Annotated in this window: 13 protein-coding genes; 7 read left to right on the plus strand and 6 right to left on the minus strand. The window is 65.8% G+C overall.

The window, feature by feature from the left end; all coding sequences use genetic code 11:
• Positions 1-4: 4 nt before the first annotated feature.
• Together GGQ89_RS15650 and GGQ89_RS15655 are read right to left on the minus strand one after the other, a co-directional pair.
• On the minus strand, positions 5-760 hold the full coding sequence (locus GGQ89_RS15650; RefSeq protein ID WP_076715536.1) for a maleate cis-trans isomerase family protein: 756 nt from the start codon (positions 758-760) through the stop codon (positions 5-7).
• A 23-nt stretch (positions 761-783) separates the two neighbouring features.
• A complete protein-coding gene (locus GGQ89_RS15655) occupies positions 784-1,794 on the minus strand; it encodes a carbon-nitrogen hydrolase family protein (RefSeq protein WP_184106352.1) in 1,011 nt (336 codons plus the stop codon).
• A 112-nt stretch (positions 1,795-1,906) separates the two neighbouring features.
• Here GGQ89_RS15655 and GGQ89_RS15660 point away from each other — a divergent pair, with 112 nt between their 5' ends.
• Entirely contained in the window at positions 1,907-3,034 is a 1,128-nt protein-coding gene (locus GGQ89_RS15660; protein ID WP_076715533.1) for a cupin domain-containing protein, read from the plus strand.
• A 26-nt stretch (positions 3,035-3,060) separates the two neighbouring features.
• Positions 3,061-3,972 carry a fumarylacetoacetate hydrolase family protein gene (locus tag GGQ89_RS15665; RefSeq protein WP_076715531.1) on the plus strand — a complete coding sequence of 304 codons (912 nt, stop codon included), beginning with the start codon at positions 3,061-3,063 and terminating at the stop codon, positions 3,970-3,972.
• Positions 3,973-4,137: 165 nt separating this feature from the next.
• On the opposite strand, the gene GGQ89_RS15670 is transcribed toward GGQ89_RS15665, so the two are convergent.
• The 4 genes from GGQ89_RS15670 to GGQ89_RS15685 form a co-directional block, all read right to left on the minus strand.
• The gene (locus GGQ89_RS15670; RefSeq protein ID WP_056435277.1) at positions 4,138-4,545 is read right to left on the minus strand and encodes an acyl-CoA thioesterase; all 408 of its coding nucleotides are present in this window, start codon (positions 4,543-4,545) and stop codon (positions 4,138-4,140) included.
• A complete protein-coding gene (locus GGQ89_RS15675; RefSeq protein ID WP_240456470.1) occupies positions 4,542-5,030 on the minus strand; it encodes a MarR family winged helix-turn-helix transcriptional regulator in 489 nt (162 codons plus the stop codon). The genes GGQ89_RS15670 and GGQ89_RS15675 overlap by 4 nt, the downstream gene beginning before the upstream one ends.
• A gap of 23 nt (positions 5,031-5,053) precedes the next feature.
• A complete protein-coding gene (locus GGQ89_RS15680) occupies positions 5,054-7,348 on the minus strand; it encodes a bifunctional salicylyl-CoA 5-hydroxylase/oxidoreductase (protein WP_184106354.1) in 2,295 nt (764 codons plus the stop codon).
• 67 nt (positions 7,349-7,415) lie between these two features.
• Positions 7,416-7,877 carry a MarR family winged helix-turn-helix transcriptional regulator gene (locus tag GGQ89_RS15685; protein WP_221238990.1) on the minus strand — a complete coding sequence of 154 codons (462 nt, stop codon included), beginning with the start codon at positions 7,875-7,877 and terminating at the stop codon, positions 7,416-7,418.
• 134 nt (positions 7,878-8,011) lie between these two features.
• Here GGQ89_RS15685 and GGQ89_RS15690 point away from each other — a divergent pair, with 134 nt between their 5' ends.
• From GGQ89_RS15690 to GGQ89_RS15710, 5 genes are all read left to right on the plus strand, one after another.
• Complete coding sequence (locus GGQ89_RS15690; RefSeq protein WP_184106355.1) at positions 8,012-8,791, plus strand: cyclase family protein; 780 nt, start codon at positions 8,012-8,014, stop codon at positions 8,789-8,791.
• Between the two features lie 3 nt (positions 8,792-8,794).
• Positions 8,795-10,921 (plus strand): ferredoxin family protein, encoded by a 2,127-nt coding sequence (locus GGQ89_RS15695; RefSeq protein ID WP_184106356.1) that lies wholly within the window; start codon positions 8,795-8,797, stop codon positions 10,919-10,921.
• Positions 10,921-12,420, plus strand: a complete 1,500-nt coding sequence (locus GGQ89_RS15700; protein ID WP_184106357.1) for an indolepyruvate oxidoreductase subunit beta family protein — start codon at positions 10,921-10,923, stop codon at positions 12,418-12,420. Before GGQ89_RS15695 ends, GGQ89_RS15700 begins: the two co-directional genes overlap by 1 nt.
• Positions 12,421-12,519: 99 nt before the next feature.
• Positions 12,520-13,311 carry an SDR family oxidoreductase gene (locus GGQ89_RS15705; RefSeq protein ID WP_184106358.1) on the plus strand — a complete coding sequence of 264 codons (792 nt, stop codon included), beginning with the start codon at positions 12,520-12,522 and terminating at the stop codon, positions 13,309-13,311.
• A gap of 4 nt (positions 13,312-13,315) precedes the next feature.
• A complete protein-coding gene (locus GGQ89_RS15710; protein ID WP_184106359.1) occupies positions 13,316-14,911 on the plus strand; it encodes a phytoene desaturase family protein in 1,596 nt (531 codons plus the stop codon).
• Positions 14,912-15,020 lie beyond the last annotated feature (109 nt).

Below are 15,020 nucleotides of genomic sequence, written 5' to 3' on the forward strand. Positions count from 1 at the left end.
CCCCTCAGTACCGGCCGCTGAGCAGCGCACCGGCATCGGGCACGCGCCGCTCCAGCCCCAGCCGGTCGAGCATCTGGTGCGTGGTGCACACCGCCGCCGAGACGACCGGAATGCCGATCGCATCCTCCAGCCGCTGGACGATCGGCAGCGAAGGCATCTGCACACAGGCGGAGGCGACGAAGGCATCGACGCCGGTGCGGTCGACGCGCTTGTAGATTTCCAGCAGCCGCTCGGGATCGTGCCGCCCGACCTCCAGATTGTCGGGGATTTCCAGCGCGGTGAAGTCGTGGACGGTGATCCCCTCATGCTCGATATAATCGACCACCAGCTGGGTCAGCGGCTTCATATAGGGGCAGATGACCGAGATTTTCTTGGCGCCCATCCGCTTCAGCCCGTCGACCAGCGCGCCCGCGCTCGTCACGACGGGTGCGGCGGCGTGGTTCTCGACGGTGCGGGCATGGAGCCGCGCTTCCGACTCGCGATGATAGCCCTTGCCCATGCTCATGATCGCGACGAGACAGGCATAGCCCAGCACATCGACCCGCGCGTCGGACAGCTCGGTGGCGCAGCGATCGCTGTCGCGGTCCATCGCCTCCAGCTCTTCCTTGACGACCTTCTTCATCCGCATCCGGCTGGAGTGAAAGGTGAAGCGCTCCGGCAAAATCCCCTCGCGCGCGCGCAGCATGGCGGGGATTTCGGTTTCCATGGTGGTGTTGGACGACGGCACGATCTGGCCGATGCGATAGCTGCGGGCGGTCATGGTAATCCTCTCGAGGTTTTTGTTCAGGATTGGACGTCGGCGCTCGGTTCGGGCTCGGCGGCGGGCGCGGGGCCGGTGTCGATCCGCACCGGCTGTTGCGGCACGGCGTTCACGCGCAGGTCGAACACATCGAAGCGGTTATAATGGCCGATGATGTCGTGCATCTGCTTGGGCTGGATGCAGCGTGACAGGTCGATTTCGCCATAGACGATGCCTTCCTCGTCGATCAGCGGCTGGCCGACGACGCGCCCATCGGGACCGAGGATGCCGGAAAAGGCACTGTTCTTGCGCTCCAGCCGCGCGCGCGCGTCGGGGACCAACGTCTCCATCGCCGCGATGATCTCCTCCGACACGGTCGAGCAGGAGACGATGGTGAACAGCTTGCCCTCGAAACAATGCGCGGCGGCGCGCACCTTGATCGCCTCGGCCATATCGTAATCGGCGGGTGCAACGGGCAGCGCGATATAGCTGGCGACATGGATCAGTTCGCCCTGCGCCAGCAGGCTGAACCGCGCGAGCGTGTTGGTGTTCTCGCCGCACGCCAGGCCACCCAGCGGCCCGATCGCAGTGTCATAGACCTTCAGCGTCGACCCGTCGCCATGCGCCCAGGTCAGCTTCTCCGCCCAGGTCGGCACCAGTTTGCGATGCTTGCCCAGGATCGTGCCGTCGGGGCCGATAAAGACCAGCGTGTTGTAGAGCGTGCCAAGCGACACTGGGCTGCGTTCATTGACTCCGATGACGACATGCACCCCCGCCTCGCGCGCGGCGGTGCAGATCCGGTCGATCTCCGGCCCCGGTATCAGGATCGAGGCACGGGCCAGCTTTTCGAACCACGGGCTGCCCGACACCGGATCGGCGATCCAGCTCCAATAGGGATAGCCCGCGACGAACACCTCCGGAAAGGTGACCAGTTGGGCGCCGTTCGCCGCTGCCTCGCGAATCAGGCTGGCGGCCTTGTCCACCGTCGCGACGGGATCGAGGAAAACGGGGGCGGTCTGGACCGCGGCGGCCTTGAAACGGGGCAGGTTCAGCATGGTGCTCCCTCACGGCATTCATTGCATTTGCAAGTTTTCTCTAACCCCGATTGACAGAGATTGGCAAGATATTTTAAGCCTGAACTAATTCGACGCGACAAGGAGATCGAACATGTCGACGGAGAGCTTTGACGCCTATCGTGAGGATGTCGCCGGGCGGGCCAATGTCAGCGACACGGCCGAGCTGGTGGACTTCTACCGTGATCTCGAAGACCAGCACGCGGGCGCATTGTGGACGGTCGCCAACAAGATCGAACCCTGGGAGCCCAAGTCGCAGTCGGTGCCGGTCGTCTGGCACTATGACCGCCTGCGCGATCATGTGCTGCGCGCGCTCGATCTCGTCAGCCCTGAAAAGGCCGGGCGCCGCGTCGTCTATCTCGCCAATCCGGGACGTCGCGACGTGTCGGCGGCGGTCGGCTGGCTCTACACCGGCCTTCAGGTGATGGGGCCGGGCGAGGTCGCCTCGGCGCATCGCCACTCCGCATCGGCATTGCGCTTCATCATGGAGGGGTCGGGCGCGTTCACGAACGTCGATGGGCACAAGATGACGCTGGGCCGCAACGACTTCGTGCTGACCCCCAACGGCACCTGGCATGAGCATGGCGTGTCGGAGGACGGCTCGGTCTGTATCTGGCAGGACGGGCTGGACATCCCGCTGATGAACGCGCTGGAGGCCAATTTCTACGAGGTCCATCCCGATCTCAACCAGGCGGTCGGCTATGCGGTCGACGATTCCACCGCGACCTGGGGCAATGCCGCGCTGCTGCCGGCCGGGGAAAGCTGGTCCAAGCGCTATTCGCCGCTGCTGAAATACGAGTGGGAGCCGACCTATGAGGCGCTGCTCCGCTATGCCCGCGCCAGCGACGGGTCGCCCTTCGACGGTATCCACATGAACTATGTGAACCCGTTCAACGGCGGCCCGCCCATGTCGACCATTGGTGCGTCGATGCAGCTTCTGCGTCCCGGCGAGCATACCAAGGCGCATCGCGAGGTCGGCAGCTTCGTCTATCAATGCGCCAAGGGCTCGGGCCACTCGATCATCGGCGGCAAACGCTTCGACTGGAAGGAGCGCGACATCTTCGTCGTGCCATCCTGGATGTGGCACGAGCATGTCAACGGATCGGCCAGCGACGACGCCTGCCTGTTCTCGTTCCACGACCTGCCCGCGATGCGCGCGCTCAATCTCTATCGATCGGAAGCCTTTGCCGACAATGGCGGGCACCAGCCGGTCCTGTCCTGATCCCCCTGTTTTCTGAAAGGAATGCCATGCGTCTCGTTACCTATCGCGTCGATGTCGAAGCCGAAGGCCGCTTGGGCGTTCTGGTCGATGGCCTGGTCATCGACGTCGCCAAGCTTGGCGCGCGCGCCGGTGTGCCGCTGCCGTCGCGGATGCTCGACTTCATCGATCTGGGGCCGGTCGCGGTCGCGGAGCTGAAGCTGCTGCTCGACGAGGCCAAAGGCCGTTGGCCGGTCGATGGCGCGCGTCCTCTCGCCAGCGTGAAATTGCTCGCGCCGATCCCGCGCCCGCGCAAGAACGTCTTCGGCATCGGCCTCAATTATATCGATCACGTCGCCGAGAGCGCCGCCGCGCTCGATACCTCGGCCGATCTCCCAAAGAAGCCGGTGATCTTCTCCAAGCCGCCGACCAGCGTCATCGCGCCGGGCGAGCCGATCGTCCACCGTGCCGACATCACCCAGCAGTTGGACTGGGAAATCGAACTGGGCGCGATCATCGGCACCACGGCGCAGCGCGTGTCGCGCGAGGACGCGTTGAAGCACGTCTTCGGCTATACCACGCTAATCGACATGAGCGCGCGCGACTGTCGCCGGGCGGGCCAGTGGATCTATTCCAAGGGGCAGGACAGCTATTGCCCGATGGGTCCGTGCATCGTCACCGCCGACGAGATCCCCGATCCCCAGACGCTGGACCTATGGCTGACGGTCAACGGCGTCGAGAAGCAGCGCAACAACACCAGCCACATGCTCTTCAAGGTCGACGAACTGATCGCCGACATCAGCCAGGGCATCACCCTGGAGCCCGGTGACATCATCGCGACCGGCACCCCCGAAGGCGTCGGCGCGGGCCGCTCGCCGCAGGAATGGGTGTGGCCGGGCGACGTGATCGAAGGCGAAGTGGTCGGCATCGGCAAGCTGCGCCATTCCATCGTCGCAGGGTAAAGCCCGCCCCTTAGCGGTATAAAGACCGCCCCCGATCGTCGAGATCGGGGGCGGTTTTGTTTCTATCGCGCTTATTCCTCTCCTCTGGAAAAGAGGAGCTGAGACGCAAAAAAACGGCGCGCAGGCCGGGGACCCATGCGCCGTCGATCAGCCCGGTGCGAAAGGTCAGGCCGCGACGCTTAGCGCCTTCGGCCGCATGTCGGCGGGCCATTCGGCCGAGCGGCCTTCCTTCAGGTTCATGCAGACCAGCACCACGGTCGCGCGGAAGCGCAGTTCACCGCCACATTCCACCTGCACCGACATTTCTGCCGAGCTGCGCCCGACCCGTAGCGGCGCGACCAGGAAGTCGAGCATGTCGCCCAACCGGCTGGGCGTGGCGAAGTCGGCCTCCAGACGGACGGTGGGTACGCCCAGCCCGCGGTCGCCATGCATCTCGGCGAAATCGACGCCGACCGCATGGGCGAAATAATCCTCGATCGCGGCATTCAGCATCTCGAAATAGCGCGGATAGAAGACGATGCCCGCGCCATCGACATGCGCGAAGCGGACCTGCTGCGTCGAACGGAATGTCATTCGTTATCCTCTCCTTCGGCCCCCAGCGACTGTTTCAGGACCGCCAGAAGGTCATAGAGTTCGGCCATCTGCGCATCCGGCACGTGGTCGAACATCGCCGCGATCCAGCCATGATGCGCGGCGGCCAGTTCCTCGAAATGCGCTCGCCCCTGCGGCGTCAGCGCCACGATATAGCGGCGCCGATCCTCGGGCGCGGGCTGGCTGGAGACATAGCCGTCGGCCTCCAGCTGGCGGACCAAAGCGGTGACGTTGCCGTTGGACACCAGCAGCGAGCGGGACAGCTCGCCCATGGTGATGCCCTCATGGTGCCGCTCCAGCGCCGCCAGCACGTCGAAGCGCGGCAGGGTCGTGTCGAACTGCTCGATGAAGCGGCGACGCAGCCGCTTCTCGATCGTCATCGAACAGCTCAGCAGGCGCAGCAGGACCTTGATGTCCATCCGCCCGCCCAAGGCCCCGTCATGCTTTTCGCGAATGCGGTCCGTCAAAATCAAGGTCTCCATGCGCGTCGTCACGCCGTCTCGGACTGGCGTTGGACGTTGCGCATAAGCTGTGCCTGGCCAAGGGCATAGGCCGAAGGTACCGGCATCTTGTGCCCAGCTGCCGCCGCCGCATGGAGCGTCCAGTTGGGATCGGCCAGATGCGGGCGGCCCAGCGCCACCAGATCGGCACGCCCCGCCGCCAATATGCCATTGACGTGATCCGCCTCATAAATGTTGCCGACCGCCATGGTCGGGCAGTCCAGCTCGTTGCGGATACGGTCGGAGAAGGGCGTCTGGAACATGCGACCATAAACGGGACGCGCATCGGGCACGGTCTCACCGGCCGACACGTCGATCAGATCGGCGCCGGCTTCACGCAAGGCGGCGGCGATCTCGACGGCCTCGGCCGGGGTCACACCCGCCTCGCCCGCCCAGTCATGGGCGGAGATACGCACCGCCAGCGGCCGATCCTCGCCCCAGACCGCCCGCACCGCGCGTACCACCTCCAGCGGGAAGCGCAGCCGGTCTTCCAGGCTGCCGCCATAGTCGTCGGTGCGCTCGTTCATTAGGGGGGTGATGAACGACGACAACAGGAAGCCATGTCCGGCCTGGATCTCGATCATGTCGAACCCGGCCTCGGCGGCGCGGGCGGCGGCGGCGACGAAATTCTCGCGCACCCGGTCCATGTCGGCGCGGGTCATTGCGGAGGGGCGCTGGCTTTCGGGCAGGTACGCCTTGTCCGACGCGGCGAGCAAAGGCCACCCGCCTTCGGGCAGCGGGCGGTCGGGCTGAACCGATCCTGGCAGCGTCGCGCCGCGCGGCCCCGCATGGCCGAGTTGGATGCACAATTTTCCCGAGCCTTGCGCATGCGCAAAGTCGGTGATCCGTCGCCACGCGGCCGTCTGCTCGTCATTCCACAGGCCGGGACAAGACGGCGTGATCCGCCCCTCCGGCGACACGGCTGTCATCTCGGTCACGATCAGCCCCGCCCCGCCCATGGCGCGCGCGCCGTAATGGACCAGATGGAAGTCGCCCGGCACTCCGTCGGCGCCGGCGGCATAGGTCAGCACCGGCGACACGACGACGCGGTTGGGCAAAGTCAGCTCACGCAGGCGATAGGGCGCGAACATCGGCGGCACCGCCTCGTTCCCCCCGGCGCGCGCGGCGAACCATTGTTCGATACCGTTCAGCCAATTCGGATCGCGCAGGCGCAGATTTTCGTGGCTGACCCGTTGCGACCGGGTGAGCAGCGAATAGGCGAACTGTTTCGGATCGAAGTCGAGATAGCGGTCGAGCGTCTCGAACCATTCGGTCGAGTTGCGCGCCGAGTTCTGGATCTTCAGCACCTCGACATGGCGTTCGTTGCGATATTCCGCCAGCGCGGCGGCCATGCCCGCGCGGTCCTGTGCGATGTGGGGCCGGCTCATCACCTCGGCCAGCTTGATCGCATCCTCCAGCGCCAGCTTGGTGCCGGAGCCAATCGAGAAATGCGCGGTGTGCGCCGCGTCGCCCAGCAGCACGACATTGTCGAACGACCACTGCCCGCACAGGATACGCCGGAAATTGATCCACGCTCCCGAGCCGCGCTGATGCGCCGCATTGGTCAGCAGCGGCTCACCGTTCAAATGCCGGGCGAAGATGCGCTCGCACGCGACGATCGCATCGGCCTGCTCCATCGTGTCGAAGCCCAGCCCCTTCCACGTCGCTTCCGAACATTCGACGATGAAGGTCGAGCGCGTCTCGTCGAACCGGTACGCATGCGCCCAGATCCACCCTGCCTCGGTCTTCTCGAAGATGAAGGCGAAGGCGTCGAACAGGCGCGGCGTGCCCAGCCAGATGAACTTGTTGGCGCGCGTGTCGATATCGACGTCGAAGCGATCCTCGTTGGCCGTTCGGACCCGGCTGTTGATGCCGTCAGCCGCGACGATCAGGTCGTAATCGGCCCATTTCGTCAGGTCGGCGTCGAAGTCCGTCTCGAACTGCAACCGCACGCCCAGTTCGCGCGCCCGGTCCTGCAGGATGTTCAGCAGGCGCTTGCGACCGATGCCGATAAAGCCGTGTCCGCCGGACCGCTCGACATGGTCGCCGACGACCACCTCGATATCGTCCCAATGCGCGAACTCCGACTCGATCGTCGCTGCACTGATCGGATCGTTGGCGCGCAAGTTGGTCAGCGTCTGGTCCGAAAACACCACGCCCCAGCCGAACGTGTCCCCGGCCTTGTTCCGCTCAACGACCAGCACGTCGTGCGACGGGTCTCGCAGCTTCATCGAGATCGCGAAGTAGAGCCCGGCAGGCCCGCCACCCAGACAAACGACACGCATCGGCATCTCCTCTATTTGTTTTAGACTTAAAATATATGGACCCGCCAATCAAGGGGGTTTCGGGCAATCAGCCTTCCAGATTGCGGTACACGCGGTCGAGCAGGCTCAGCAGCCTGTCAAAATCCCGCGCGGAAAGTCCTGTAATCACCTGCTGATAGACGGGCGACGTGGCCATCCGGGCTTCAGCCAGTTTTGATTCGCCGGTGGCGGTCAGCGCGACCATGGTGACGCGCGCATCCTCCGCACTGGGGGTCAGCGTGACCAGATCGGCGGCAGCCATGCGCTGGACGATGCGGGTCATGGTGGACAGCGGAATCACCGCCGCCTCGGCGATGTCGCGTACGCCGCGCGGGGCCTGTTCGCCCAGGATCATCAGGACGCGCCAATTGGGAATGTCGAGGCCAATGGCGCGAAGGCGCGGCTCGATCGTCGCATTGTAGCGACTCGCCAGACGGTTGATCAGGAAGAAGGGGTAACGCTCCACCTGGAACGCTGTCGTTCCGGGATCGCCCTGCGTACGATGGTCCAATCCGATAGCTCCCAATTCCACAGGGCCTTAACCCCTGCCCCAGTCCGTCGCAACCGGCACCAAAAGAATTTAGTTGCACATGCACGTTTTATTCGGCAGCTTTCGGTCAACAAATTCGAAATCGGAGAGCGACTATGGCCGAATCCGCCTTGTCTCGTTTCGCGGCCGCCCTGATCGGCGGGTCGATCGAGATCGTCGACCTGACGCAGGAACTGTCGGAAGACACGCCGGTCCTGATCCTGCCCGAACCCTTCGGACAGACCGCCCCGTTCAGCCGCCAGGAAATCTCGCGTTATGACGAACGCGGCGTCGCCTGGGCCTGGAGCAACTTTACCACTGGCGAGCATACCGGCACGCATTTCGACGCACCGCTCCATTGGGTGACGGGCAAGGACCTGCCCAACAACAGCGTCGACACCATCGACCCCGCGCATTTCGTCGGCCCGGCGGTCGTGATCGACGCCTCGACCGAAAGCGCAGCGAACCCCGACTTCCTGCTGACCGTCGACTTCATCACGCGCTGGGAAGCCACGCACGGCCGCATTCCATCAAAGAGCTGGGTCCTGCTGCGCACCGACTGGTCGAAGCGCGAGAGCGATGCCTATACCAACCGGCGCGAGGATGGCCCGCACACCCCCGGCCCCGACCCGGACGCGGTCCGCTTCCTGATAGAGCAGCGCGACGTGATCGGCTTCGGCGTCGAGACAATCGGCACCGATGCTGGCCAGGCGCATGGAATGACGCCCCCCTACCCCGCACACACCCTGCTGCACGGTGCGGGGCGTTACGGCCTGCAATGCCTCGCCAATCTCGATCGGCTGCCGCCGACCGGCGCGGTCGTCGTCGCCGCGCCGCTGAAAATCCGTGGCGGCTCGGGCAGTCCGCTGCGCGTCCTTGGGCTGGTGGAGCGCTGAGCCATGGCCGAACGGTCGTTCAAAAAGGAAGTCGAGAAGCTCCGTCTCGGCGCGGGTGACGTCTTCGAGGGCGAAGGCATTCTCGCCGTCACCAAGGCGCTGCTCCAGGCCGGGGTCGCCTATGTCGGCGGTTATCAGGGATCGCCGATCAGCCATCTGATGGACGTCTTTGCCGACGCCGACCCCCTGTTGCGCGAACTGGGCGTGCATTTCGAATCCAACGCCAATGAGGCGGCGGCGGGCGCGATGCTCGCGGCGTCGGTCAACTATCCGTTGCGCGGTGCCGTCGCTTGGAAGTCGGTGGTAGGCACCAACGTCGCCTCCGACGCTTTGTCCAACCTCGCCAGCGGCGGCGTGACCGGCGGCGCGCTGGTGATCGTCGGCGAGGATTATGGCGAAGGCTCCTCGATCATGCAGGAGCGCACCCACGCCTTTGCGATGAAGAGCCAGATGTGGCTGCTCGACCCGCGCCCCAATTTGCCGACCATCGTCGGCATGGTGGAGAAGGGCTTCGAACTGTCCGAGGCGTCGAATACCCCCGTGATGATCGAGATGCGGGTGCGCAGCTGCCACATGACAGGCAGCTTCGTCGCCAGCGACAATAGGCGCCCGGCGATGACGGTCGGACAGGCCGCCGCCAACCCGCGCCGTGCGCTCGACCGCATCGTCCTGCCGCCCGCCATCTTCCAGCACGAGATCGAGAAGATCGAGCAACGCTGGCCCGCCGCGCAGAAATTCGTTCGCGAACAGCGGCTAAACGAATGGTTCGGGCCGGAGCGCGACGATATCGGCATCATCGTGCAGGGCGGGCTCTACAACACGCTCAACCGCGCATTGGAGCTGGCTGGCCTCTCCGACACGTTCGGCGCGACGCGTATCCCCATCTATTGCCTCAACGTCGTCTATCCGCTGATCCCCGAAGAGGTTGTCGCCTTCTGCGCAGGGAAACGCGCGGTGCTGGTGCTCGAAGAAGGCCAGCCCGAGTTCATCGAGCATGAGTTGAGCACTCTGCTGCGCCGCGCCGATATCCAGACGAAGCTGGTCGGCAAGGACGTGATGCCGCGCGCGGGCGAATATTCGGGACAGGTGATCGGCGACGGCCTCGCCAAGTTCCTGCGCGACCACGCCCCCGAACGTGCGCCCGAACCCCGCGCCATCGTGCCCGTCCCGGCCGATGTCGCCGCCACGGTGCCGCAACGCCCTGCGGGATTCTGTACCGGCTGTCCCGAACGCCCGATCTTCGCCGCAATGAAGCTGGTCCAGCGCGAACTGGGCGAGATGCACGTATCGGCCGATATCGGCTGCCACCTCTTCTCGATCCTGCCGCCGTTCAGCATCGGCAACACGACGATGGGCTATGGCCTCGGCGCGGCGGCGGCCTCCGCCTTCAAGCCGGAGGGCAAGCGTGCCCTCGCCGTGATGGGCGATGGCGGCTTTTGGCATAACGGTTTGACCTCCGGCATCGGCAATGCCGTCTTCAACCAGGATGAAACCGTTACCGTCATCGTCGACAATGGCTATTCGGCGGCGACTGGCGGCCAGGACGTGCTGTCCTCGCGCGCGAAGAACGACACGCGCATCACCAACCACCCCATCGAGAAAGCGGTGCGCGGCATGGGCGTGAAGTGGGCGCGCACGCTGACCCGCACCTATGACGTGGCAAAGATGCGCGACCTGATCCGCGAGGCGATGACCAGCCCGGAAAAGGGCCCGAAGGTCATCATCGCCCAGTCGGAATGCATGTTGAACAAGCAGCGCCGCGAAAAACCGCTGCTGGCCAGGGCCGCCAAGGAAGGCCAGCGCGTCGTGCGCGAGCGCTTCGGCGTCGATCCCGACACCTGCACCGGCGACCATGCCTGTATCCGCCTGTCGGGCTGTCCCTCGCTCAGCATCCGCGACAATCCCGATCCCCTGCGCCAGCATCCCGTCACCCATATCGACAATAGTTGCGTCGGCTGTGGCAATTGCGGCGAGGTCGCCCATGCCGCCGTGCTCTGCCCCTCATTCTGGAAGGCGAGCATCGTCACCAATCCGGGCCGCTGGGAGATTTGGCGTCACCGCCTGAGCCAGCGCGTCATCGGCTGGCTGCAACAGCGCCATGGCCGCCACCTTGCCGCGAGGGCTTTCTGATGGAACTGGTTCTTCCCGATTGTGACCGCATCACCATCGCCATCCTGGCGCTGGGCGGCGAAGGCGGCGGCGTGCTGGCCGAATGGGTGCAGCATATCGCGCGCGCCAATGGCTATGTCGCGCAAGGGACGTCAGTGCCCGGCGTCGCGCAGCGCACCGGATCGACGGTCTATTATATCGAACTGGTCCGCACCCGCCCCAGCGGCGGCAATCGCCCCGATCCCGTCCTGGCGATGATGCCGGTGCCGGGCGACGTCGATATCGTCATCGCGTCCGAACTGATGGAGGCGGGCCGCGCCATCCTGCGCGGCTTCGTGACCGAGGATCGCACGACGCTGATCGGCTCGACTCACCGCGTCTATGCCATTTCCGAAAAGGCGGCGCTGGGCGACGGCACCGGCGCCAGCGAGCGCATCCTGGCTGCTGCCGAGCGTCGGTCGCGCCGCTTCATCGGCTTCGACATGGCCGCTGCTGCGTCCAAGTCGGGCAGCGTCATCAGCTCGATCATGCTGGGCGCGCTGGCGGGCAGCGAGGCCCTGCCCTTCCCCCGAGAGGCGTTCGAGGATGCCATCCATCACGGCGGCAAGGCGGTCGAGACCAATCTGAAGGGCTTCGGCCTGGGCTTCGATTCCGCGCAGAAGGGTGAGGCGGCGAAGGACGCCGCCCCCGCCGGGCCGCCGGTGCCGACCACCGCAGCAGGACGCGCGCTGGCGGCGCGGATCGCGAACACCCTGCCCGCTCCCGCCCAGGCCACCGCGACCGAAGGCGTGCGCAAGCTGATGGATTATCAGGACGCCGATTATGCGGGCGACTATCTCGACCGGCTGGCGGCGTTCGTGCCGCTCGACGAACCGGACGGCGCGCTCACCGAGGTTGCGGCGCGGCATCTGGCGCTCTGGATGGCCTATGAAGACACGATCCGTGTCGCCGACCTGAAGGTCCGCGCCAGCCGCAGCGAGCGCGTCACGCGCGAAGTGCGCGCCAAGGACGACCAGCTGCTCAGCGTCACCGAATATATGCATCCGCGTTTGCAGGAGGTGTGCGAGACGCTGCCCGCTGGCCTGGGCCGGTTCATCCTGCACCGCGACGGGCTGCGGCAGAGGCTGGAGCCGTTTTTCACCAAGGGCCGCCATGTGCGGACGACGGGGCTGCGCTGGTTCCTGATGCTGCGGCTACTGGCGGGGATGCGCGGCATGCGCCGCCGGACCTTGCGCTATATCGAGGAACAGGCGCGGATCGCCGCCTGGCTCGACCTCGCCCTGCAGGCCGCGCGCACCGATCGCGCCGCCGCCATCGAAATCTTGCGCTGCCAGAACCTCATCAAGGGCTATTCGGATACGTTCGAGCGGGGCCTGGCACATTTCCAGATGGTGATGGACGCCGTCCCGGCCGCCCTGCGCGGGCCGAATGCGGCGGCGCGGATCGCCGCGCTCCACGACGCGGCGCTGGCCGACGAAAAGGGCGAGGCGCTGGGCTGCGCATTGGCGGCAACCGGATAATCCAGCAGCCAGCGAACAGGCCCGGCACTGGCTGCATAACGCAGGGCCGCTGCCGGGTCATAGACTGCCACGATAGATTGCTGGGAAGAGGATAACCGCATGGCCATGCTGGACGGAAAGGTTGCGATCGTCACCGGGGGCGGCGCATCGATCGGCGGTGCGATCACGCGCAAGCTGCATGCCGAGGGTGCGAAGGTCGTGATCGCCGCGCGCAACCAGGATCAGGGCGCGAAACTCGCCGAGGAACTGGGTGACGCCGCGCTGTTCGTCGCGACCGACATCACCGACGATGCCGCCATCGCGCATCTGGTCGATGCCACGATCGCGACGTTCGGGCGAATCGACATATTGGTCAACAACGCCTGCTCCTATGGCGATGACGGACCCGCCACCCCGCGCGAAACCTGGCTCCAGACGTTGAACGTCAATGCGGTGTCGGCGGCGATCCTGGGCGAAGCGGTCCGTCCGCATCTCACCCAGTCGCGCGGTAACATCGTCAATATCGGCTCGGTCTCGGGCAAGTTCGCGCATATCGGCCGCTGGGCCTATCCGGTATCGAAGGCGACGCTGGCGCACCTCACCCGCTCGCAGGCAATGGACTATGCCGCCGAGGGCATCCGGGTGAACATGGTCACGCTGGGCCATATCTGGTCCGACCCGTTCGACGGCCTGACCGCAGGCGACCGTGCCCATGCCGACAAGGTGGCGAGCGATCTGAATCTGATCGGGCGCGTTGCCGATGCCAGCGAGGTCGCGCAGGTCGTCGCCTTCGTCGCCTCCGACGCGGCATCCTATATGACCGGCAGCGAGACGTCGGTCGATGGCGGCTACGGGATGCTCGGACCGGAGCGGCGGGTGCCGTTGATGCCGCTGCTCGCCGCGCACGGCTGACCCCATGGCCGCCCCAAATCGAGACGCCGATATCGTCATCATCGGCAGCGGGATCAACGCACTGGTCTGCGGTGCACGCCTCGCGCTCAAGGGCAAGCGCGTCGCGCTGTTCGAGCGGGAGGCGGTAGCGGGCGGCTGTATCCGCACCGAGGAGCTGACGCTTCCCGGCTTCCGCCACGACACGCTGTCGACGCTCTATCCGCTGTTCGTCACCTCGCCGCATTATGCCGAGCTTGGGCCGGAATTGGCGCGGCATGGACTGCGCTTCCGCAATACGCAGACGCCGACCGCCTCGGTGATGGATGATGGCCGCAGCGTGATCTTCCGCACCGACCGTGCTGCCAATATTGCCGCGCTGGACGCCTGCGCGCCCGGCGATGGACAGGCCTATGCCCGCGCCATGGCCGAGGTCGAGGAAATCGCGCCGATGGTCTTCGGGCTGTTGGGAGGCGAACTCTGGTCCTGGCCGACCGCCAAGCTGTTGCTCGGTGAGGTGAAGCGGCGTGGCCCCAAGGGGCTGGGTCGGCTGTTCGGCGGCATGTTGCGCGCCTCACGCGACTGGTTGCGCAGCGACTTCGCCTCGCCGCTGTCACAGGCCCTTTTCGCGCCCTGGGTCCTGCATGTCGGCCTGTCGCCCGAAAGCAGCGCATCAGCCCTGATGAACCGGCTGGTCCTGATGTCGCTGGAAGCGGCGGGCAGCCCGATGGTCGAGGGTGGCAGTGCCCGGATCGTCGAGGCGTTTGTCCGGCTGATCGAGGAAAAGGGCGGGCGAGTCCATACGAACGCGGATGTCGTCGAAATCCTCGTGGAAGGCGGCCGTGCCACCGGCATCCGGCTGGGCGATGGCGAGATCGTGCGCGCGCGCAAGGCGGTCGTCGCCTCGGTCACGCCGACCCAGCTTTACGAACGGCTGCTTCCCGCCAGCGCCACGCCCGAGCGCGCGCGGAGCGAGGCCAAGGCCTATCGCTATGGTCGCGGCGAGATGCAGATCCACCTCGCTCTGTCCGAGCCGCCGCAATGGCCCGACCCGACCTTGCGTGACGTGGCGATGCTGCACCTCAGCAACGGCCTGGAAGCGGTATCCCGCGCGGTCAACGAAGCCGAACGTGGCCTGCTGCCCGCCGAGGCGAGCATCGTCGTCGCACAACCCATCGCCGTCGACCCCAGCCGCGCGCCGGACGGCAAATGGATTTTCTGGATTCAACTACAGGAACTGCCCCGCGACGGCGCGGTGAAGGGTGATGCCTCTGGGCTGATCCCCACACCCGAGCACGGTCGATGGACGCCCGAACTGCGCGAGGCCTATGCCGACCGCATCGTCGAGAGGCTGTGCAAGCTGATCCCCAATTTGCGTGAGAGCATCATCGGCCGGCACGTCATCAGCCCGGCCGATCTGGCGGCGCTGAACATCAATCTGGTTGGCGGCGATCCATATGGCGGCGACTGTTCGCTCGACCAGTTCATGCTCTGGCGGCCCCGCGCGACGCCGGGCAATCATGAAACCCCGATCAAGGGCCTCTACCAGATCGGCGCCTCGACCCATCCTGGCCCCGGCCTGGGTGGCATGTCCGGCTCGATGGTCGCCGACCGGCTGGCCTAAAATTTTTTCCTCTGCAAGGAGAGGTGGCAGGGCGAAGCCCTGACGGGGGGGGGGGCCGCTATCGGGGGCGTAACACCCCTCCACCATGCTGCGCATGCTCCCACCTCCC

Source organism: Sphingomonas yabuuchiae, from assembly GCF_014199595.1.
In the GTDB taxonomy this organism is placed as follows: Bacteria; Pseudomonadota; Alphaproteobacteria; order Sphingomonadales; family Sphingomonadaceae; genus Sphingomonas; species Sphingomonas yabuuchiae.